Origin of the sequence: Pseudomonas sp. Hp2, assembly GCF_006386585.1 — a bacterium.
Classification (GTDB): domain Bacteria; phylum Pseudomonadota; class Gammaproteobacteria; order Xanthomonadales; family Xanthomonadaceae; genus Pseudomonas_S; species Pseudomonas_S boreopolis.
The window spans coordinates 286,019-307,490 of the sequence record NZ_VAHJ01000001.1; the positions used below are offsets into that span (position 1 = coordinate 286,019).

A 21,472-nucleotide genomic window follows, 5' to 3' on the forward strand; every position below is an offset into this window, starting at 1 on the left:
CGGATCAGGCGGCCGTACCCGCGGCGGCCGGCCTGGCCCCCAGCGACCACGGCGCCCACCGCATCAGCACCGCGTGCATGGGCACGCAGGCGAGCAATGCCACGACCGACACGAACAATGCCCAGGCCGGCCCCGGACCGCCGGGGCCGAAGCCACCCAGCAGCGAAGCCACCCCGGAAAGCACGAAGAACACCAGCAGATGCGTGCACAGCACCAGCAGCGTGTTGCGGCCGATCCACTGCACCCAGCGCCACCGCGCCAGCAGCTGCGCGGCGCACAGCGTCATCGCCGTGCCCAGCAGGGCCGCGACCAGGAACACGATGCGGGAGTACCCGAACTCCAGCTGGTTGATGTCCACCCGCCCGTTGCGCCAGGCCAATACCAGCCAGGGCAGGCCCAGCACCACCAGGCCCACCAGGTTGCCGGCCGGGGTGCGCGGCAGCAGCCAGCCCGCGTACGAGCACAGGGCGCCCGCGGAGAAGAAGAAGAGCGCCACCGGCAGCACGTCCAGCGCGAACGGGAGCCGCAGCCCCAGTCCCGGGAACCAACCGATCCACAGCCACGACACCACGCCGGCGCCCAGCGCCATCCACCCCGGCAGGACGCGCCGCCGCAGGTAAAGATAGGCCAGCGTCGTGACGAACAGGGCCGGCAGGAACCACAACGCCGGCTGCACGTACAACTCGGGCCCGATGCCGCTCACCAATCCCTGCAGCGGCTCCCACCAAGGCCGGTCGCCCCAGCGTGCGGCCTTCTCGCCGATGTTGCGGGTCAGCAGCCAGTACGCGTAGCCCAGCGCGAAGAAGCACACGTACGGCACCAGCAGCGTGCGGGCGAGCTTCTTCCACGCCTTCCAGCCCGCGCGCGCCGACCCATGTCCCTCCCCCACCCAGCCGGAGACGAAGAAGAACAGCGGCACGTGGAAGCTGTAGACCAGGATCGTGAATGCCTGCGGTATGCCCTTGGCGTGGCCGAGCACCACCAGCACGATGGCCAGGGCCTTGGCGGCGTCGATCCTGAGGTCGCGCACGCGCACCGGCGTCGCCGCACGGTGTGCCGGGAGGACCGCGTTCCCCACCCGCAGCACGTCGCTCATGGCAGCGCCCCCGCCGGAACGTGGTCCTTCCCTCCGGCGATGGACGTGGGCGAGCGTACGGCCCTGTCCGTCCGCATCGCGCTCGCCGCCGGCATGGCCTGCATCTGCCACAGGCAGCCGCAGGCGAACCACCACAGCGCCGACGTCTTGATCGAGAAATAGCCGTTGGACACCAGCAGGCTCAGCGCGAAGGCGAAGATCGCCAGGTTCTTGAACAGTTGCCCCTCGCGCGTGGGCAGCGTCAGCAGGAAGGAATAGGCCAGCAGGAACGCCAGCACGCCGACCACCGACTGCGACGCGATGAAATAGGAGATGCCGCTGTCGAAGTAGCGGTACGCCGCCCCGGGATCCAATCCCATCCACGTCGCGAACGGGAGATGGTTGATGGAATCGACGGTGAAGAAGATCCGGCCGAGCGTGGTGTCCTCGTACGCGGTGATGCCCGAGACCCAGACCAGCAGCCATCCTCCGGCCAGCACCAGGAAGAACAGCAGGAACGCCAGGCGCTGGTCGAGCCGCAACAGGAACGGCGCCAGCAGCAGCATCAGCACGCAGGTGCCGGCGGCGAGCCGTCCGTCCGAGGCGACGATCAGAAAGCCGATCAATCCGATCGACAACAGCAGTGCCGGCGGCTTGAACCAGCGCGCGAACGCCAGCACGATCGCCGCGAAGAAGATGATGTAGTTGCCCATCGTCACCGGCTCGACGAACACCGAAGAGGCGCGCGGCAGGTTGGAACCCGGCAGGAAGTTGCGCTCGCCCGGCCGCGTGGCGCTGACGTAGAGATTGCTGTCCTGGTTCCAGAAACCCTCGGCGCTGGCGCCGCGGGCGTTGACGAAGTAGCTCTTCGGGTTGACGACGTCCCCGTACACGTCCGGCGTGGCGAGCTCGAACAGGGCCACCAGCGCCACCACCACGGTCATGCGCAGGAACAGCTTGGGCAGGGAGCCGCGGTACGACGCGCCCAGGACGAGGAAGGCGAAGGCGATCAGCGCGTCGCGGAAGAACTTGGGATCCACCTGCCAGGAGAACAGGAACCGCACCAGCATCAACGCCACCACCAGTCCGAGCCCGCTCACCACCAGCGCCAGCCGCCTGCGCTCCAGCGACCAGATCCCGATCGCGAAGCAGGCCGCGTAGATCAGGAACTCGACGGCATACGTCATCGCCGGCCGGACCGTGAACACCTTCGCGTTGATCACCGCCAGCACGATGTTGTAGCCCACGGCCAGCAACATCAGCACCTCGATGCCGAAGTTCGTCCAGCGCGTGCGCCGCAGCCGCGCGGTCTCCGCCGCGGCCACCGGGGTTTCCGGCGGTCGCGGCGGTCCTGGCGGGACGCTGGCGGGGTGCCCTTTCTCCATGGCCGTCAGTAGGCGTTCTTCTGGCCGAGCACGCGTACCGCGGTCAGCACGATGATGCGGATGTCCAGCCACAGCGACCAACGGCGGATGTAGTCCAGGTCGTACTGGATGCGCTTCTTCATCGTCCGCAGGTCGGGGGTCTCGCCGCGGAAGCCGTTCACTTGCGCCCAGCCGGTGATGCCCGGCTTGACGTAGTGGCGCTGCATGTAGCGGTGGATCAGCTTCTCGTAATGGGTATTGTGCTGGGCCGCGTGCGGGCGCGGCCCGACGATCGACATGCTGCCGCCCAGCACGTTGAAGATCTGCGGCAGCTCGTCCAGGCTGGTCCTGCGCAGGAAGGCGCCGAAGCGGGTGATGCGCGGGTCGTTGCGCGTGGCCTGCACGATCTGCGGGCCGCTGTCGTCATGCACGCGCATCGAGCGGAACTTCATCATGTGGAACTCGCGCCCGCCCAGGCCGTTGCGGCGCTGGCGGAAGAACACCGGGCCGGGCGAGCTCAGCTTCACGCCGACCGCGATCGCCAGCATCAGCGGCCACAGCAGCATCAGCGCCAGCACCGCCACGATCTTGTCCTGCAGGGCCTTGGCCACCACGAAGTAGTTGTCGCGGTCCACGCCGCCCTGGCGCAGGTTGATCACCGGCACCGTGCCGATCTGCTCGGCCGACTGGTTGAGCATGCCGAAGTCGAACAGGTCCGGCACCAGCTTGACGTTGATCGGGTAGCGCTCGAGCTTCTCGAGCAACTGCTTGATCCTGTCGCGCTCGCCCAGCGGCAGCGAGATCCAGACCTGCTCCACGCGGTTCTGGTCGAGATAGGCCACCAGTTCGTCCGGCGCGCCGAGGCACGGGATCGCGGAGCGCTCTTCCGGCAGCGCCAGGTCGTAGCGGCTGGTGAAATAGCCCACCACGTTCATGCCGACCCATGGGTTGCGGTCCAGGTAGCGATGGATCTTCAGCACCGGGTGGCGCAACCCGACCACGACGACGCGCTGCACGTCCATGCCGCGCGCGCGCAGGTGGTTCAGGAACGTGCGCAGGCCGGTGCGCGCCAGCACCAGCACGGCCAGCCCGCCGGCGAACCACAGCCCGATCCAGAGCCGCGACACGGTCTGGCCGAACTGGACGATGAGCGCATGCACGGAGAACAGCGCGAAGATGCCGGCGAACGCCGCGCCGAGCACCAGCAGCTCCTTGCGCAGGCCGCGACCGCGCCAGCTCCGGTACAACGGGAACATCGCGAAGCAGATCACCGCGTACAGCAAGGTGGTGCCGATCGCCACGCGATAGGCGGCCGCCGGCACCCAGGTACCGTAGAGCACGCGATACGCCGCCAGGCCGGAGGCGACGACGACGGCGAGATCGAGCACTCGCAGGGCCAGGTCGGCCGCCGCCGAGTATTTCGAGAGGAGACGTCGCGACGAAGACGTGTAGGTCGCACTACTGAGGTCTGCCAAGAGCATGGGGTGGTCCTCCAAACCCGTTGGCCGGCATGCAGGGGGACACGCCGGTTTACCGGGTCTCGATTCGTCTGTCGCACACCGCTGCGGCGCCCCTAACACCGACCCCAGGCCATGCGACAGCCCTTCGACAATCAACAGATCAAACGTTCAACACGCGGACTCGCAGGGTAATGGAATGCCTCCTCTTCTCGCCGGATCGCACTTCATCATCGTCAGTTCCTGTTACCGAAGCTGTACCTCGCGGCGCTGCGTTCATCGACGTCACCGCTGTTCCTCGCGCAGGAAATACCGGAGCAACGCGAATGCCACCGCGATGAATGCGCCGAAGATGAACCCGATCGCCAGGTTCAGCGGCCACTTCGGCGAGGAAGGCTTGCTGGGAACGTCGGCCACGTCGACGATCGAGACGTTGTTGCTGCCGATGTTCCCGGCCACGCCGATCTCCTTGTAGCGCTGCAGCAAGGCATCGTAGAGCTGCCGGTTGGTATCGGCCTCGCGCTTGAGCATGTTGTAGCGGATGCTGCGCGACTGCAGGTCCAGCTCGTCGCCCTTGAGGCTGGCGATCCGGCTTTCGAGCAATTGCTCCTGCCGGCTCGCGGCGTCGTAGGCCGCCTTGAGCGAACCGCGGATGTTCAGCACCTCGCGGTTGATCTGGCGCTGCAGCTCGTCGCGCTGCGACTGCAGCCGCTGCATCTCCGGATACTGCGGCTTGAAGGTCGCCAGCTTCTGCTGGTACTCCGCGTCGATCTTGGCCTGTTCGGCGCGCAGGGTCTGGATCAGCGGGTTGGCGATCGTCTGCGGCAGGCTCATGCCGTCGCCGGCCGCGGCCTGCCGCCAGGCCGCTTCCGCCTTGATCCGCGCGTCCTGCGCCGAAGCCAGCATCGCATTCAGCTCGGTAAGGTTCTGCGCCGGCAACGACGGCTTGTCCTCGCCGACGGAGACGATCTTCTCCTGGCTCGAGTAATCGACCAGGTTCCTCTCCGACTCCTCGACCTTGCCGCGCAACTGCTCCAGCCGCTCGGACAGGTACTTGGTCGCGAACGCGGACGCGCGCAGCCGCCGTTCCTGGTTGCTGACGATGAACACGCGCGCATAGGCGTTGGCGATCTTGGCGGCCAGCGCCGGATCGGGCGAATCGAAGTTGATGTAGACCAGCCGCGAGTTCAGCACCGGCTCGATGTCCAGCCCGGCCAGCAACACTGGGGTCAGCACGCGCTCGGCGATGCTCTGCCGGCTCACCAGTTCCCCGCCGCGTTCGCGCCTGGCCGACTGCACCTTGTCCATGGCCTCGTCGACCAGCGGCTTGAAGGCCGGCTCCTGGTCGAGCTTCGCCTCGCGGATGACCGCGCGCGCGAGCGAGCGGCTCTGCAGCAGCTGGTACTGGGTCTGGTAGAAGTCCTTGTCCTGCGGCGACTCCACCGGCATCAGGCTTTCGACGTTGACCACGTTGAGCGTGTCGCGCTCGATCTGCAGCGTGCTGCTCGCGCGATAGCTCGGGGTCAGCAGGAACGTCGCCAGCGCCACCAGCGCCACGATCGCCACGGTGATCAGCACGATCAGCCAGCGCTGGCCGTAGAGCGCCTGCCAGTAGTCGCGCAGGCCCATGTCAGCCGGTTGCAGGTGCCCATGCGGCACGGAACGATGTTCGGGATGGATGCTCATCGGTAGGCGCGCCACACCATGACGAAGGGAGTCAGCTCGAGCACGGTGCGCAACAACAGCCGCGCGTCGGAGCGATAGACGACCACGATGTCGCCGCCGTAGATCTCCGGATCGGGCGCCTTGCCCTCCTCGATGTCGGTCAGGTCGAACCGCGCGACCATCTTCTGGCCCTGCACGGTGCGGAACACGATGATGTTGCGCCGGCTCGCCACGCTGCTCACGCCCTTGGCCTGCGACAGCGCCTGCTGCAGCGTGAGGTTGGAACCGACGACGGGATAGATGCCCGGCTCGTCCACCGCGCCGGTCACGGTGACGCGGCGCCCGTTGGCTTCCTGCACGAAGACCGAGACCTGCGGGTCCTGCAGGTAGCCCGCGCGATAGCGATCGGCGATCTGCTTCTCCAGTTCAACCACGCCCACGCCGGACGCCTGCACCTCGCCGATCAGCGGCAGCGTGATGTGGCCCTGGTTGTCCACGCGCACCGTGCGCTCCAGGTCGTCGACCTGGAACACCTTCACCAGCAGCAGGTCGCCAGGGGCCAACCGGTACTCGGGCTGCACCGTCGACAGCGCGAGCGGATCGGGCTCCGGCAGCTGGCTCGCCATGTGCGAGGTCGTGCTGCATGCGCCCAGGAGTATCGAGCAGATCAGGGCCAGGCACGCGCCTTGTCCGGGTCTTCCGATCGGTGTCTTCATGCGTCGCGTCTATCCGCCTTTGTTGGGTGGGGTTCGGGAACTCCGGCACCCTTCGGCCGACGCCGGTGCGCCAGTCGAAACGGGTGTCTACGGAGGATTTCCGATTCCGGCACTCCCGGCCGGAACCAACAACGGAGCTACGTGTTGCGCCGCACTATGGCACAGAAAAGATGTCCTGCAATGCCCTCGCGTCGATTTTTTGACGCGCGTTGTAGGCAGGGTTCAAGTTCGTTCCCAAGGCCTTCACGCCGCATGAATATCCATGCGAAGAAAGCGTGGCGAAAGCTGTGCGCATCGAACGACCGCGATCACACATTCACGTATTCACCACATGAAGCTGCGACGTTTTGCGCACTTCGCTGCATTGATCCGCGCGTCGCGGACGGCCGCGCATCCGGTCATGGGCAATGTGCGCGGCATGTCTCAATCCATGCCGATGGCGAGGGCGCGTTGCGCAACTCGGCCGATGGAACGCGCATCGGTGCGGAGCCGACGCCCCCGCGCGGGAGAACTGCGCATGCGGTTGCGCGCCCGACCGCCAAACGAAAACGGCGGCCTGCACGATGCAGGCCGCCGCTTCGATGGTTTGGTCGGGGTAGCCGGATTCGAACCGACGACCACCAGTCCCCCAGACTGGTGCGCTACCAGGCTGCGCTATACCCCGGAAGGTGTCCCGCTTCTCGGCGGGCTGGCGATTATAGCGGCTTTGTGAAGGCTTTTCCTAGCTCGCCCGGCACGTTCAACGCCGCAACAGCTGCAGGACTTCCTCGAGCTCCATCCGCACCTGCCGGATGATCTGGTTGCTCAGCGCGGATTCCTGGCGGGCGCCCTCGCCTTCCAGGCGCAGGCGCGCGCCGCCGATGGTGTAGCCCTGTTCGTAGAGCAGGCTGCGGATCTGGCGCACCATCAGCACGTCGTGGCGCTGGTAGTAGCGGCGGTTTCCGCGACGCTTGACCGGTTCCAGGCTCGGGAACTCGGTCTCCCAGTAGCGCAGCACGTGCGGCTTGACGTCGCACAGCTCGCTGACCTCACCGATGGTGAAGTAGCGCTTGGCCGGAATCGGCGGAAGTTCGCGGTTACTGCCCGGATCCAGCATATGCCTCCACCCGCTCCTTGAGCTTCTGGCCCGGACGGAAGGTGACCACCGTGCGGGCGGAAATCGGAATCTCCTCGCCGGTCTTGGGATTGCGACCGGGCCTCTGGTTCTTGCGACGCAGGTCGAAGTTGCCGAAACCGGACAGCTTCACCTGCCGCCCCTGCTCCAGCGCGTCGCGCAACACGTCGAAGAACGCGTCCACGAACTCCTTGGCTTCGCGCTTGTTCAGACCGACCTCGTCGAACAACCGTTCGGCCATTTCCGCTTTCGTCAATGCCATCACATCCCCCAGCCTACCGCCTCAACCACGGATCCGGGCGCGGTGCTCGCGCTCGATGACGGTCACCACCTCGTTCACGACGGCATCCACGTCTCGGTCGGTCAGAGTGCGCGAGTTATCCTGCAAAATCAAGCCCATAGCCAGACTCTTGAAGCCCGGCTCGACCCCCGTGCCGACGTAGCGGTCGAACAGCTGGACCTCGCGCAGCAGCGGCCCGACCGCCCCGCGCACCGTGGCCTCCAGGGCGGACCAGTCCACCGCCTCCGGCACCAGGAAGGCCAGGTCGCGGCGCACCGAGGGATAGCGCGACAGTTCGGCCGCCCGCGGCAGCGCGCGCCGCGCCAGGGCCTCGAACTCCAGCTCGAAACCGAACACGTCCATGTCCAGGTCCAGCGCCCGCGCCAGGCGCGGATGCAACTGGCCGATCCAGCCGATGCGCTCGCCGTCGCGGTAGACGTCGGCGGAACGGCCCGGATGGCCGAACGGGCGGTCCGAGCGGCGGTACTCGAGCTGGGCGCCGGACGCCGCGGCCAGCGATTCCAGGTCGCCCTTCAGGTCGTGGAAATCGACCTTGCGCGCCGGCTCGCCCCATTGCAGGGCCTGGGCATCGCCGCAGACCGCTGCCGCCACGCACAGGCGCTCCACCGGCGCGGCACCGGCCTCGGCCGCGCGCGAGAACACCTTGCCCAGCTCGAACAGGCGCACCCGGCCCAGCTGGCGGGCGGCATTGCGGCCCAGCGCCGCCACCAGGCCCGGCAGCAGTTGCGGCCGCATCACCGCCAGCTCGGCCGACAGCGGGTTGGCGAGCGGGACGGTATCGGCCTCGAGCTGCCAGTGCCCGAGCAAGCCGGCATCGACGAAGGCGTAGTTGATGGTCTCCTGCAGATCGCGCGCGACCAGCTGGCGGCGCGCGTTCCACTCGTCCACCCGCGTCTCGGTCGGCATCGCGACGCGCGCGGCGCCCCCGGGCAGCGTGGTCGGGATATTGCCGTAGCCGTGGATGCGCGCCAGTTCCTCGATCAGGTCTTCCTCGATCGCGATGTCGAAGCGGCGGCCCGGCGCGGTCACCTGCCAGCCATCGGCGGAGGCGGCCACCTGCATGCCCAGGGCGCGCAGGATGCGCTCCACCTCGGCGTCCTCGATGGCGATCCCCAGCACGCGCGCGATGCGCGCGCGGCGCAGGCCGATCGGCTGCGGCCTGGCCAGGTCCTGCTCGCGCACGGCCTCGACCACCGGCCCCGGCACGCCGCCGGCCACGTCCAGGATCAGCCGGGTGGCGTACTCGATCGCCATGCGCGGCAACTGCGGGTCCACGCCGCGCTCGAAGCGGTGCCCCGCGTCGGTATGCAGCCCCAGGCGGCGGCTGCGGCCGATGATCGCCGAGGGAACCCAGTGCGCCGCCTCCAGGAAAACGCGGGTGGTGGCAGTGGTGACGCGGGTATCCGCGCCGCCCATGATGCCGCCCAGCGCGACGGCGCGTGCGCCGGCCCCGCCCTGGCTGTCGGCCACGACGAGGAACTCCTCGTCCAGGCTGACGGTGCGCTCGTCGAGCAGCTTGACGGTTTCCCCGGCGCGCGCGGGACGCACCACCACCGGACCCTGCAAGGTGTCGCGGTCGAAGGCATGCATCGGCTGGCCCAGTTCCAGCATCACGTACTGGGTGACATCGACCAGGAAACTGATCGGGCGCAGGCCCGCGCGACGCAGGCGCTCGGCCATCCACAGCGGCGTCGGCCGGCCGGCATCGACGCCATCGATGGCGCGGCCGACGAAACGCGGCACGCGCGCGCCCGCCTGGAGTTCGACCTCCAGGCGGCTGTCGCTCTGCGCGGGCACCGGTTCGGCCTGCAAGGGATTGACGGTGCTGCCGGTGGCTGCCGCCACGTCGTAGGCGATGCCGCGCACGCTGAAGCAGTCGGCGCGGTTCGGGGTGAGCTTGATCTCGATGCTGGCGTCGGGCAGCCCCAGGTACTCGGCCAGCGGCTGGCCGACCGGCGCGTCGTCCGGCAACTCGAACAGGCCCGACCCGTCGCTGTCCAGGCCCAGTTCCCTGGCCGAGCACAGCATGCCGTTGGACTCCACGCCGCGCAGCTTGGCCGGCTTGATCTTCAGCTCGCCGACCTGGGCGCCCACCAGCGCCAGCGGCGCGACCAGCCCGGCGCGCGCGTTCGGCGCACCGCAGACGATCTGCAACGGCTCGCCCTGCCCGGCATCGACCTTGCAGACCTGCAGCCGGTCGGCTTCCGGGTGGCGGACCGCCTCGACGATGCGCGCCACCACCACCTGCTGCAGGCCCTCGCCGAACGCGACGACCTCTTCGACCTCCAGGCCGATGGCGGTCAACACCGCGCTCAGTTCATCGCGCGAGGCGCTGGTCGGGACATGGCTGCGCAACCAATTTTCGGAGAATTTCATGGTCTTTCCGGGACTCGGGACTGGGGACCCGGGACTCGGAGGGGCTGGCTCGCGGACCGGCAGCAGCAGTAGCGCTTCTGCGAGCCCGAGCCCCGTCCCGAGTCCCGGACGTGATTCAGGCGAACTGGCGCAGGAACCTCACGTCGTTCTCGAAGAACGCGCGCAGGTCGTTGACGCCATAGCGCAGCATCGCGAAGCGCTCCACGCCCAAGCCGAACGCGAAGCCGGTGTAGCGCTCCGGGTCTATGCCGCAGTTCTTCAGCACGTTCGGGTGCACCATGCCGCAGCCGAGCACCTCCAGCCAGCGCGTGCTGCCGTCCGGCTGCTGCCAGGCGATGTCCACCTCGGCGCCCGGCTCGACGAACGGGAAATAGCTGGGACGGAAGCGCATCTCGAAGTCGCGCTCGAAGAACGCGCGCACGAACTCCGACAGCGTGCCCTTCAGGTCCGCGAAGGTCGAATGCTCGTCGACCAGCAGGCCTTCGATCTGGTGGAACATCGGCGAATGGGTCTGGTCGCTGTCGCTGCGGTAGACCTTGCCGGCGGCGATCATCCGCAGCGGCGGCCGGTGCGCGTCCATGTAGCGCACCTGCACGCCGGAGGTGTGGGTGCGCAGCAGGCGGCCGTCGCCGAAGTAGAAGGTGTCGTGCATCGCCCGCGCGGGATGGTGCGGCGGGAAATTCAGCGCCTCGAAGTTGTGCCAGTCGTCCTCGATCTCCGGGCCGTCGGCCAGCTCGTAGCCGAGCCGCCCGAAGATCTCGGCGATGCGCTCCAGCGTGCGGGTGACCGGGTGCAGGCCGCCGCGCTCGCCGCGCCGGCCCGGCAGGGTCACGTCGATCCGCTCGCCGGCCAGGCGCGCGTCCAGCGCGGCGTCCTCCAGCACCGCGCGGCGCTCGCCGAGCGCGGTCGAGACGGCATCGCGGACCACGTTGATCGCCTCGCCGGCGGCCTTGCGCTGCTCGGCCGGCAGCGCGCCCAGCTGCTTGAGCTGCGCGGTGATGCTGCCGCTCTTGCCCAGCAGCGCGACGCGCAGCGCCTCCAACTGCTCGGGATTCTGCGCGGCGGCGATGTCCGCCAGCGCCTGACTGCCCAGGGTCTCGATGTCGCTCATGGATTCCGGCATCCGTTTGCCTCAAAGAAAAAGGGGAAGGGCTCGCGCCCTTCCCCCGGATTTCGGCGATGTTTCCCTAGCAAGAGCCCGTGCACGGAGGCGCGGGTTCCCGCGAGGGGACTCGCACTCAAGCCGCCAGCGCGCCCTTCGCCTTCTCAGCCAGCGCGGCAAAACCGGCCGCGTCGTGCACGGCGATGTCCGCCAGCACCTTGCGGTCCAGGGTGATGCCGGCCTTCTGCAGGCCGTTCATGAAACGGCTGTAGCTCAGGCCGTTGATGCGGGCAGCCGCATTGATGCGGGTGATCCACAGCGAACGGAAGTTGCGCTTCTTCTGCTTGCGGCCGATGTAGGCGTACTGCTGCGCCTTGATGACCGCCTGCTTGGCAACGCGGAAGACCTTGCGACGGGCGTTGTAGTAGCCCTTCGCCAGGGTCAGGATCTTCTTGTGACGGCGGCGCGCCTGCACGCCACGCTTGACTCGTGCCATTGTTCAGTCCTCAGAGGTAGGGAAGCATGCGGTCCAGACGGCCTGCGTCTTCTGCGCGGACGTGGTTCGTCTGACGCAGGTTGCGCTTCCGCTTGGTCGCCTTCTTGGTGAGGATGTGGCTACGGTTGGCGTGGCCGGCCTTGTACTTGCCGGAGGCGGTCTTGCGGAAACGCTTGGCCGCCGCCCGGTTGGTCTTGATCTTGGGCATTGCTATGTCCTTGATGGTGTATGTCACTGACGAGGGCGGTGGCCTTGCCACGCTTTCCGTCCTTGCCCCGGCCTGCTTGTAAGCCCCTGTTCCCCAAGGGAACGGAGCCGGTCCTGTACCGCTCGCGCGGCACCCCGACGAATCGGAGCCGCCTATCATGCCAGATTGCGGAATGTCTTGCAAATCAGCGCATTGGCGCCGGCGCCCCGGTGCGGGGGCACGGGCGGCCGCGCGGGTCCCGCCCCGCCGGATCCCCGCACGGGACGTGCGGGCACCGGCTGGGGGCGCGCCCTCAAGACTTCTTCTTGGGGGCGATCATCATGACCATCTGGCGCCCTTCCAGGCGCGGGCGCGACTCGATGACGATCTCGTCGCCCAGGTCGGCCTCGATCCGCGCCGCCATCTCGCGGCCCAGCTCCTGGTGGCTCATCTCGCGGCCACGGAAGCGGATGTTGACCTTGACCTTGTCGCCCTCCTCCAGGAAGCGGCGCATGTTGCGCAGCTTGATCTGGTAGTCGCCCTCGTCCGTGACCGGACGGAACTTGAGCTCCTTGATCTCGACCTGCTTGGTCTTCTTCTTGGCCTCGTTGGCCTTTTTCTGCTGCTCGAACTTGAACTTGCCGAAATCCATGATCTTGCAGACCGGCGGATCGGCCTGCGGCTGGATCTCGACCAGGTCGAGGCCTTCGTCCTCGGCCATCGACAGCGCTTCGTCGCGCGACAACACGCCGACCATTTCGCCGTTGCTGCCGATCACGCGCACGCGCGGCACACGGATTTCATGGTTCCTGCGGTTCTGTTTGTTGTCAGGGGTACTGATTGTTGCAATCTCCCAGGGGAATCGAACCGGCACTTCCGGATCATCCAGACCGGCCGGGGTTGGCTTAGGCTGCCTGCTCTGCCCGTAGGCGCTCGATGAAGGCGGAGATCGACATCGTCCCCAGGTCTTCGCCCGACCGCGTCCGCACAGCGACCGCGCCATTTTCCTTCTCGCGGTCGCCGACCACCAGCAGGTATGGCACGCGTTGCAGCGTATGCTCGCGAATCTTATAGCCGATCTTCTCGTTCCGCAAATCGGCCTCGACCCGGAAGCCTTGATTTGCAAGGGTTTTCCGGACCGACTCGACGTATTCGGCCTGCGCGTCGGTGATATTGGCCACCACCGCCTGCACCGGGGCCAGCCAGGCCGGGAACGCACCGGCATGGTGCTCGATCAGGATGCCGATGAACCGCTCCATCGAGCCGACGATGGCCCGGTGCAGCATCACCGGATGCCTCTTCTGGCTGTTTTCGTCGACGTATTCAGCTCCGAGGCGCTGCGGCATCATGAAATCGACCTGCACCGTGCCCAGTTGCCAGGTCCGGCCGATCGCGTCCTTCAGGTGGTACTCGATCTTCGGGCCGTAGAAGGCGCCCTCGCCCGGCAGTTCCTGCCAGCTCACGCCGTTGCGGCTCAACGCCGAGCGCAGCGCGGCCTCGGCCTTGTCCCAGGTCGCATCGTCGCCCAGGCGCTTTTCCGGGCGCAGCGCGATCTTGATCTGGATGTCGTCGAAGCCGAAGTCGGAATAGACCTTCAGCGCCTGCTGGTGGAACGCGGTGACCTCGGCCTCGATCTGCTCCTCGGTGCAGAAGATGTGGCCGTCGTCCTGGGTGAAGCCGCGCACGCGCAGGATGCCGTGCAGCGCGCCGGACGGCTCGTTGCGGTGGCAGGCGCCGAACTCGCCGTAGCGGATCGGCAGGTCGCGGTAGCTGTGCAGGCCCTGGTTGAACACCTGGACGTGGCCCGGGCAGTTCATCGGCTTGACCGCGTAGGTGCGCTTCTCCGACTCGGTGAAGAACATGTTCTCCTGATAGTTGTCCCAGTGGCCGGACTTCTGCCACAGCGACACGTCCAGGATCTGCGGGCAACGCACCTCGCCGTAGCCGCTCTCGCGGTAGACCCGGCGCATGTACTGCTCGACCACCTGCCAGATCGCCCAGCCCTTGGGATGCCAGAACACCAGGCCCGGGCCTTCCTCCTGCAGGTGGAACAGGTCCTGGGCCTTGCCGATCTTGCGGTGGTCGCGCTTCTCGGCTTCCTCGATGCGCTGGATGTAGGCGTCGAGCTGCTTCTTGTCGGCCCAGGCGGTGCCGTAGATGCGCTGCAGCTGCTCGTTCTGCGCGTCGCCGCGCCAGTAGGCGCCGGAGATGCGGGTCAGCTTGAACGCCTTCAGGAAGCGCGTGTTCGGCACGTGCGGGCCGCGGCACATGTCCACGTATTCCTGGTGGTAGTACATGCCCATCGCCTTGACGTCCTCGGGCATGTCCTCGATCAGGCGCAGCTTGTAGTCCTCGCCGCGCGCCTTGAAGATCTCGACCACCTCGGCGCGCGGGGTCATCTTCTTGACCACGTCGTAGTCCTGGGCGATCAGCTCGGCCATGCGCTTCTCGATCGCGGCCAGGTCTTCCGGCGTGAACGGGCGCTCGGAGTAGATGTCGTAGTAGAAGCCCTCGGCGATGACCGGGCCGATCACCATCTTCACCTCGGGGTACAGCTGCTTGACCGCGTGCCCGACCAGGTGCGCGCAGGAGTGGCGGATGATCTCCACGCCCTCCTCGTCCTTGGCGGTGATGATGCGCAGGCTGGCGTCGTGGTCGATGACGTCGCTGGCATCGACCAGCACGCCGTCCACCGAGCCGGCGATGGTGGCCTTGGCCAGGCCGGCGCCGATCGACTGGGCGACCTGCATGACGGAAACGGGACCTTCGAATTCGCGGCGGCTGCCGTCGGGGAGCGTGATGGTGATCATGGCGGGGAAGAACTCGATGCCTGGCCGGGGCCGGCGGGGTTGCGTTCGGAAAGCCGCGCGAAGGCGCAGCTCTGTTCAGGGACCCACAAAAAAAGGCGCCGGAAGGCGCCTGTGCGGGGCCTGCGGCATGGGTCAGCGGTGGGCGGTGGTAGTGCTCATGTCGCACGCTCGGCCGGCGTTTCCGCGGGCCACCTTGTCCGTACAGGAGGGTGATCCCGGCAATGGTAAACCAATCCCGGCGGCGGTGCGCGACGTGGCATGATGCCTGACCCGTTCCGTGCCTTCGGCCGCCATGACCATCAAGGGCAAGCCCACCTCGCTCGACATCGCCTACCTGGCCGGGGTTTCCCAGCCGACGGTGTCGCGGGCGCTGCGCGGCAGCCCGATGGTCAACCCGGAGACCCGCAAGCGGATCCTGGAGATCGCCCGGCAGCTGAACTACAAGGTCGACAAGAACGCCTCCAGCCTGCGCCTGCGCAATGCCGGGACCCTGGCGTTGCTGTTCTTCGAGGACCCGACCCCGGACGATTCGCTGATCAACCCGTTCTTCCACTCGATGCTGGGCTCGATCACCCGCGCCTGCGCGATGCGCGGCTACGACCTGCTGGTGTCGTTCCAGCAGCTGTCCACCGACTGGCACGCCGACTACGAGGACAGCCACAAGGCCGACGGGCTGATCCTGCTCGGCTACGGCGACTACCTGGAGGCCCGGCACCGGCTGCAGCAACTGGTCGAACAGGGCACGCACTTCGTGCGCTGGGGCGCCGCCCTGCCCGACCAGCCCGGCATCTCGATCGGCAGCGACAACTTCCAGGGCGGGCTGGACATCACCTGCCACCTGATCGAGCGCGGCCGCCGCCGGATCGCCTTCCTCGGCCATGCCTCGAACCACTACCCGGAATTCTTCGAGCGCTGGCGCGGCTATCGCGAGGCGTTGGAAAGCGCCGGGCTGTCGGCGGATGCCGCGCTGCAGGCCGATGCGATCACCACCGAGCAGTCCGGCTACGAGGCGGCCGCGGAGCTGCTGGCGCGGGGCGTGCCGTTCGATGCGATCTGCGCCGCCAGCGACCTGATCGCGATCGGGGCGATGCGGGCGCTGCGCGAGCGGGGCCTGCGCGTGCCGCAGGACGTCGCGGTGACCGGGTTCGACGACATCCCGATCGCCGGCGCGATGGCGCCGGCCCTGTCCACCGTGCAGCAGGACACCAAGCAGGCCGGCGCACTGCTGGTGGAGAGCCTGATCGCGCTGATCCGGGGCGAACCCGCGGAGAACCGCACCATTCCGACCCGGCTGGTGCTGCGCGATTCGTCGCAGGCCGGCTAGCTAGCCCGCGCGCGCCGGTTCGCGGCGGCTACCGCGCATCGCGCCGGTCGCGCTCGGCCTGGGCCTGCATCTGCAGGTCCAGCTGCCGGACCAGTGCCGGCTCGGTCACCGCGGCATCCAGCACGAACACCTTGACATCGTGCGGCGCCACCTCGGCTTCCAAGCTCCGGCCGGCCTCGACCGCGCCGCCGTCCAGCGCGTCGCGCCAACGCCCCGCCTGCAGGTAACGGTCGACCCGGAAGCGATGCGGCGCATCGCCCTTGTTGAGCAGCACCAGCGCGGTCTGGGCCTGGCCGCCGTGCTGGTAGACCCGGTAGAAGGCGGCCTGGTCGCCCCGCAGCGCCACGTCGACCTGCAGGCCGCGCTGCAGCGCGGGCGTGGTTTCGCGCAGGCGGGCGATCCGCCGCAAGGGCGCGAAGATCGGGCTCTGCGGGGCGATGTCGACGCGCTCCTGGCCGAAGTAGGCGCGGTTGCCGGCATGCTCGGCGCGGCCGCGCATGAAGCCGGTCTCCGAGCCGTAGTAGATCACCGGGATGCCGCGCGCCGTGAACAGCCAGTTGTGCGCGTCGATGAAGCCGTGGTCGTCGGCATCCAGGCGCGCCATGTCGTGGTTGTCGTAGAAGGTCATCAGTTCGTACGGATTGCGATACGGGCCGTCCTGCAGGAACAGCGCGTCGGCCAGCCGTTCGAAGCCGGCCCGCTTGCGGCCGAACACGTCCGACAGCGCGCCGCGCAGCGGGAAGTCCAGCACGCTGACGCCGGCATTGCGGGTCCAGGTGTGGCGGGCGATCGAGGCGGGGTCGTAGTCGAAGGCCTCGCCGAACATGAAGAAGCCCGGCTTTTCGGCCCGGATGCGCGCGCTGAACCGGTGCCAGAACGCATCGGGCATCCAGCCGATGGTGTCGATGCGGAACGCGTCGGCGCCCTGCCCCAGCCATTGCAGGTAGGCGCCGGCGAGATAGTCCAGCACCGCCGGGTTGTCCTGGTCGAAATCGGCCAGCTCGGCGAGGTTGCCGTCGAAGATCGAGCCGTCCTTGGGATCGACCGGGCCGATGTCGTTGTAGAACGCGTGCAGCGGATTGTGCTTGGGATCGAGCTGCCGCGGCGGCAGGTTCTGGTGGTCGGCCAGCAGCTTGCCGTCGCGGTCGAAGACCTGTCCGTAGCCGGCCTGCTTGCGGGTCATCGTGAACGCCGGCGAGCCGTGGTTGCCGACGATGTCGAGCACCACCTTCAATCCCTGCGCGTGCATGGCGCGGGTGAAGCCGGCGAAGTCCAGCCCCGGGCTGGGCAGGTGCTCGTCCAGCTTGTAGAAGTTGACGCCCCAGTAGCCGTGGTAGCCGGTCTTGCCCTGGTCGCTGAGCGTGCTGCTGCAGCCGACCGGCTTGCCGCCGCTGAACGGTTCGTCCGGGTTGTCGACGATCGGGGTGATCCAGACCGCACCGAAGCCGAGGTCGCGGATGTAGCGCGCGTTGTCGACCACGCCCTTGAAGTCGCCGCCGAGATAGCCGATGTTGCCGTCGATGCCGTCGGGGCAGCGCACCGGGATGTCGAAGGTGCGGTGGCGCCCGCCCTGGTCGCGGTGGTCGTTGGACGGATCGCCGTTGACGAAGCGGTCGGTGACCACGAAGTACACCGCGTTGGCGGCGAACGGCTCCAGGGTGCCGTAGTAGTCCGCGCGCTGCTGCGCGCCGGCCGCCCCCGCCAGCGCGGCGAGCGTCGCCATGGCCACCCACCTGTTCGATCTCATGCTTTCTCCCCGACGACCGGCACGCGCAGAACGCAGATTCCCGCCACCACCAGGCTGGCCGCGCCGATCGCCAGGGCCTGGATCGGCTGGCCGCCCAGCCAATGCCTCAGCACGAAGCCGAGCGCGCTGGCCGCGACCAGCTGCGGGATCACGATGAAGAAGTTGAAGATGCCCATGTACACGCCCATCTTGGCGGCGGGCACGCAATCGGACAGCAGCGCGTACGGCAGCGACAGGATCGAGGCCCAGGCGAAGCCGACGCCGACCATCGACAGCAGCAGCCATTGCGGATCGCGGATCAGCAGCAGCGAGTACAGGCCTGCCGCGCCGAGCGCGAGGTTCACCAGGTGGCTCCAGCGCAGGCCCATCGCGCGGACCATCCACGGGATCACCAGCGCGGCCACCGCGGCAAAGCCGTTGTAGGCGCCGAACAGCACGCCGACCCAGTTGGCGCCGTCGTTGTAGGCGGCCGAACCGGGATCGGTCGCGCCGAAGTGCACCTGGGTCACCGCGGCGGTGGTGTAGATCCACATCGCGAACAGCGCGAACCAGGAGAAGAACTGCACCCAGGCCAGCCGTCGCATCGCCTGCGGCATCCGGCCCAAGTCGTGCACGATCGAGACCAGCATGCGGTCGCGACGGATCCACCGCGCCGCCAGCAGCAGCAGGCCGTAGCCGGCCAGCAGCCCGGCCAGCACGTAGAGCATGCGGTCGCCCTCGCGCCAGGCGATCGCGGCCGCCAGCGCCAGGCCGGCGCCCACCCAGCCGGCGCCCGCCGCGGACGACGGCAGGCCGGCAGGCCGCGCTTCTCCCGCCGCCTCCGGCGGCACGGCGTCGTCGAACGCAGCCAGTTGTTGCGGCGAATACTCGCGGGTGGTGAGCACCGTCCAGGCGATCGACAGGAACAGCACCGCGCCGCCGAGGTAGAAGGCGTAGCGCACGGTATCCGGCATCTCGCCCGGCGCCGCGGTATTGGCGACGCCCCACTTCGCCAACAGCCAGGGCAGGAAGCTCGCCACGACCGCGCCGACGCCGATGAAGAAGCTCTGCATGGCATAGCCGGTCGGGCGCTGCGCCGGCGCGAGCTGGTCGCCGACGAAGGCGCGGAACGGCTCCATCGAGATGTTGATCGAGGCGTCGAGCACCCACAGCGTGCCGGCCGCGATCCACAGCGCCGGCGAGTTGGGCATCACCAGCAGCGCCAGCGTGGTGAACACCGCGCCGATCATGAAGTACGGCCGGCGCCGGCCGAAGCGGTTCCAGGTGCGGTCGGACAGGTGGCCGATGATCGGCTGCACCAGCAGGCCCGTGAGCGGCGCGGCGATCCACAATCCCGGCACGTCGTCGATGTTGGCGCCCAGGGTCTGGAAGATGCGGCTGGCGTTGGCGTTCTGCAGCGCGAAGCCGAACTGGATGCCCAGGAAGCCGAAGCACATGTTCCATATCTGCCAGAACGACAGGGTCGGCTTGCGGTTCATTGGTCCGCCGCTCCGTCCGCGCCGACGCGTACCAGTTGCAGCGCCACGACGTCGGCGGCATTGAGCACGCCCGAGCGCCCTCCCGCGCCTCCGGTGTAGTGCGCGAAATGCTCCAGGCCGCTCATGTTGAAGCCCTCCTCCAGCGCGAACCCGCAACGTCCCGCGGTGGGGACATCGAACACGGCCTGGGTGGAATCCTGCTCGCCGACGCTGTGCGGCATCACCACGGCATGCCGTTGCGGAGGCTGCCCTTCGCAGCGCAGGACCAGCCGTTTCACCGCGGCGGTCACGCCGGTGTTGATCGGCCCGTTGCCGTTGCGATAGCGCAGCGATGCCCGGTAGCGGCCGGCGGCGGGCGCCAGCCAGGTCCAGGCCCGGTCGCCCGCCAGCGTGGCCTGTGCGCCCGTGCAGACGGTGGGACCGTGCAGCGACTCCCAATGCGCATCGCGCCTGGTCAGGCTCAGGCAGTGCGCGATGCCCTCGCGCGGCAGGCGCAAGGCAGCGGCATCGCCGCGATATGGCCGGCCATCGAGGTACAGCGTGGCGTCGGCCGGGACCTGCACGCGCCAGTCCGCGCCATCCGCCTGCAGCCGCGGCTCGGCCGGCGTTTCGGGAGCGAAATGGGCCTCAGCCAGGGGGGGAGGCGCGGTATTCCGGGACCGTGCGCCGACCAGGTGCACGATCGTCTCGTCGCCGCGCCGGTCCAGCCGGCCGGCCACCAGCAGGTCGCCGGCGTCCCGCGCCGGCCGCAGCAGCGTCCAGCGCCGCCCGTCCATCCGCAACACGATCCGGTCGCGCTCGCCGAACAGCAGCGGCACCAGCCGTGCCGGCAGCTTCGGCGCCACGCTGCCATCGGCTTCGACGCCGAACACGCCTTCGATCACCATCGACAGGTAGCCGGCCACCGACCACAACTGGCGCGGCGAGTTCACCACCGGCCCGCTCAGCCGGCCTTCGTCCACGTGGACGGCCTGGCTGAGCATTTCGTAGTTCTCCATGTTGGAGCCGGCCAGCGCCGTGCCGCGCAGCAACGATTCGATCTCCATCGCGATGCGCGGCGCATCGTCGAGCCGGCGCGCGGCGCGCAGCGAATAGGCGCTCACGAACGGCCACAGCGCGCGATTGTGGTAGATCGGCTGCTCGCGCTCCTGCGGCCACACCACCGGGCTGCCGGCCGCGGTGGCCGGGTAGCGCGCGAGCGCGGCGGCGGCGCGCTCGCGCGGCAACGCATCCGACACGATGCCCAGCGACAGGCCCAGCAGGTCGTACTTCTCGAACGGCACCGGATGCGCGGCCGTGCCGATGTAGCTCATGTACTGGCCGCGCTCCTCGCGCCAGAAGCGCACGTCGATCGCGCGGCGCAGCGCCCCGGCCCACTGCCCGTAGCGCCCCGCGGCCGCGGCGTCGCCATGCGCCTTCGCCAACCGCTCGCCCAGCCGCAGCGCGCGATAGTGCAGCACGTTGGTGGACAGCGCGAAGGATTCGCCGATGAAGCGCACGTCGGAGGCGGTCCAGCCCGGATAGGTCTGCTCGCGCCAATCCAGGAACGAGGTCTCGCCGCGGTACAGCCCGATGCGCTGATCGAACGCGTACTCGCGGTCCTGGGCCAGCGTGCCCTGCAGCGCCTGCCAGACCTCGCCGGCGAAGGCGGGATCGTCGAGCAGGTCCTCGGCGGCGAGGAACCACACCACCCGGTCGGTGCTGACCGGCCAACTGCCGCCGGAGCCGGTGTCCTGCGCCACGAACAATCCGGCCGGGGCATGCTCGCCGCGCGCCCTGGACAGCTTGAACCGCAGCGATGCGCGCGCGCGTTCCGGATCGAGCCGCGCCAGCGCCAGGTCGGTGGCATAGCTGACGTCCCGCGTCCACACGTAGGGCCAGCGCTCGCCGGTCTCGAAGCAGCGGCATGCCACCGGCTTGCCCTCATCGAACGCGGGATCGCGGATCGCATCGACCCGATCCGCCTCGAGCTCCTGCTGGGCCAGCGCGAACAGCGCGTCGAACATGGCACTGCCGGTCTCGCTGCGCATCGGTTGCGCCGCGATGCGCCGTTCGCCTTGCGGCGTGGCCAGCACGAAGCCGCCGTCCGGCAATGCGGTGGCCTGGGCCCCGAGCCCGTTCCATTCCACATCCGCGGCCTGCACGGATGCACTTGCCATCATCGCCAGGGCGATGGCCAGACCTGTCATCTTCAGCATCGAAGCGGCGCACCGGCACGCGCCGGCTGGCCTCCCTCCCTCTTTGCCCGTTGTGTTCCACC

The 21,472-nt window shown here is 68.4% G+C and carries 17 protein-coding genes and 1 tRNA gene; 1 reads left to right on the forward strand and 17 read right to left on the reverse strand.

The window, feature by feature from the left end; translation table 11 throughout:
• Window positions 1–4: 4 nt before the first annotated feature.
• From FD678_RS01175 to thrS, 14 genes are all read right to left on the reverse strand, one after another.
• A complete protein-coding gene (locus tag FD678_RS01175; protein ID WP_140718780.1) occupies window positions 5–1,096 on the reverse strand; it encodes an acyltransferase family protein in 1,092 nt (363 codons plus the stop codon).
• Window positions 1,093–2,400 (reverse strand): hypothetical protein, encoded by a 1,308-nt coding sequence (locus FD678_RS01180; protein ID WP_218569419.1) that lies wholly within the window; start codon window positions 2,398–2,400, stop codon window positions 1,093–1,095. Before FD678_RS01180 ends, FD678_RS01175 begins: the two co-directional genes overlap by 4 nt.
• 65 nt (window positions 2,401–2,465) lie before the next feature.
• A complete protein-coding gene (locus FD678_RS01185) occupies window positions 2,466–3,920 on the reverse strand; it encodes an undecaprenyl-phosphate glucose phosphotransferase (protein WP_140718781.1) in 1,455 nt (484 codons plus the stop codon).
• Between the two features lie 261 nt (window positions 3,921–4,181).
• A complete protein-coding gene (locus tag FD678_RS01190) occupies window positions 4,182–5,582 on the reverse strand; it encodes a GumC family protein (RefSeq protein ID WP_218569420.1) in 1,401 nt (466 codons plus the stop codon).
• Window positions 5,579–6,277, reverse strand: coding sequence for a polysaccharide biosynthesis/export family protein (locus FD678_RS01195; RefSeq protein ID WP_177497499.1), 699 nt, complete (start codon window positions 6,275–6,277; stop codon window positions 5,579–5,581). Before FD678_RS01195 ends, FD678_RS01190 begins: the two co-directional genes overlap by 4 nt.
• 587 nt (window positions 6,278–6,864) lie before the next feature.
• Window positions 6,865–6,941: transfer RNA gene (locus tag FD678_RS01200), tRNA-Pro, on the reverse strand.
• A gap of 75 nt (window positions 6,942–7,016) precedes the next feature.
• Window positions 7,017–7,373 carry a MerR family transcriptional regulator gene (locus tag FD678_RS01205; RefSeq protein ID WP_140718783.1) on the reverse strand — a complete coding sequence of 119 codons (357 nt, stop codon included), beginning with the start codon at window positions 7,371–7,373 and terminating at the stop codon, window positions 7,017–7,019.
• The gene (locus FD678_RS01210) at window positions 7,354–7,653 is read right to left on the reverse strand and encodes an integration host factor subunit alpha (RefSeq protein WP_002811076.1); all 300 of its coding nucleotides are present in this window, start codon (window positions 7,651–7,653) and stop codon (window positions 7,354–7,356) included. The genes FD678_RS01205 and FD678_RS01210 overlap by 20 nt, the downstream gene beginning before the upstream one ends.
• Window positions 7,654–7,674: 21 nt before the next feature.
• A complete protein-coding gene (gene pheT, locus FD678_RS01215; RefSeq protein ID WP_140718784.1) occupies window positions 7,675–10,068 on the reverse strand; it encodes a phenylalanine--tRNA ligase subunit beta in 2,394 nt (797 codons plus the stop codon).
• A gap of 115 nt (window positions 10,069–10,183) precedes the next feature.
• Window positions 10,184–11,179, reverse strand: coding sequence for a phenylalanine--tRNA ligase subunit alpha (gene pheS / locus FD678_RS01220; RefSeq protein WP_140718785.1), 996 nt, complete (start codon window positions 11,177–11,179; stop codon window positions 10,184–10,186).
• Window positions 11,180–11,306: 127 nt separating this feature from the next.
• Window positions 11,307–11,666 (reverse strand): 50S ribosomal protein L20, encoded by a 360-nt coding sequence (gene rplT / locus FD678_RS01225; RefSeq protein WP_140718786.1) that lies wholly within the window; start codon window positions 11,664–11,666, stop codon window positions 11,307–11,309.
• 10 nt (window positions 11,667–11,676) lie between these two features.
• Window positions 11,677–11,874 carry a 50S ribosomal protein L35 gene (gene rpmI / locus FD678_RS01230; protein WP_010342861.1) on the reverse strand — a complete coding sequence of 66 codons (198 nt, stop codon included), beginning with the start codon at window positions 11,872–11,874 and terminating at the stop codon, window positions 11,677–11,679.
• Window positions 11,875–12,166: 292 nt separating this feature from the next.
• A complete protein-coding gene (infC, locus tag FD678_RS01235) occupies window positions 12,167–12,856 on the reverse strand; it encodes a translation initiation factor IF-3 (protein WP_441346740.1) in 690 nt (229 codons plus the stop codon).
• Window positions 12,759–14,663, reverse strand: a complete 1,905-nt coding sequence (gene thrS / locus FD678_RS01240; protein WP_140718787.1) for a threonine--tRNA ligase — start codon at window positions 14,661–14,663, stop codon at window positions 12,759–12,761. Before thrS ends, infC begins: the two co-directional genes overlap by 98 nt.
• Before the next feature lie 292 nt (window positions 14,664–14,955).
• Between thrS and FD678_RS01245 the strand changes: the two genes are divergently transcribed.
• Entirely contained in the window at window positions 14,956–15,987 is a 1,032-nt protein-coding gene (locus FD678_RS01245) for a LacI family DNA-binding transcriptional regulator (RefSeq protein ID WP_140719910.1), read from the forward strand.
• 28 nt (window positions 15,988–16,015) lie between these two features.
• Here FD678_RS01245 and FD678_RS01250 read toward each other — a convergent pair whose 3' ends face one another.
• From FD678_RS01250 to FD678_RS01260, 3 genes are read right to left on the reverse strand one after another with little or no spacing between them, the layout of a single operon-like run.
• Window positions 16,016–17,734 carry an alpha-amylase family glycosyl hydrolase gene (locus FD678_RS01250; protein WP_140718788.1) on the reverse strand — a complete coding sequence of 573 codons (1,719 nt, stop codon included), beginning with the start codon at window positions 17,732–17,734 and terminating at the stop codon, window positions 16,016–16,018.
• On the reverse strand, window positions 17,731–19,212 hold the full coding sequence (locus FD678_RS01255) for an MFS transporter (RefSeq protein ID WP_140718789.1): 1,482 nt from the start codon (window positions 19,210–19,212) through the stop codon (window positions 17,731–17,733). Before FD678_RS01255 ends, FD678_RS01250 begins: the two co-directional genes overlap by 4 nt.
• A complete protein-coding gene (locus FD678_RS01260) occupies window positions 19,209–21,401 on the reverse strand; it encodes an alpha-L-rhamnosidase-related protein (RefSeq protein WP_218569422.1) in 2,193 nt (730 codons plus the stop codon). The genes FD678_RS01255 and FD678_RS01260 overlap by 4 nt, the downstream gene beginning before the upstream one ends.
• Window positions 21,402–21,472 lie beyond the last annotated feature (71 nt).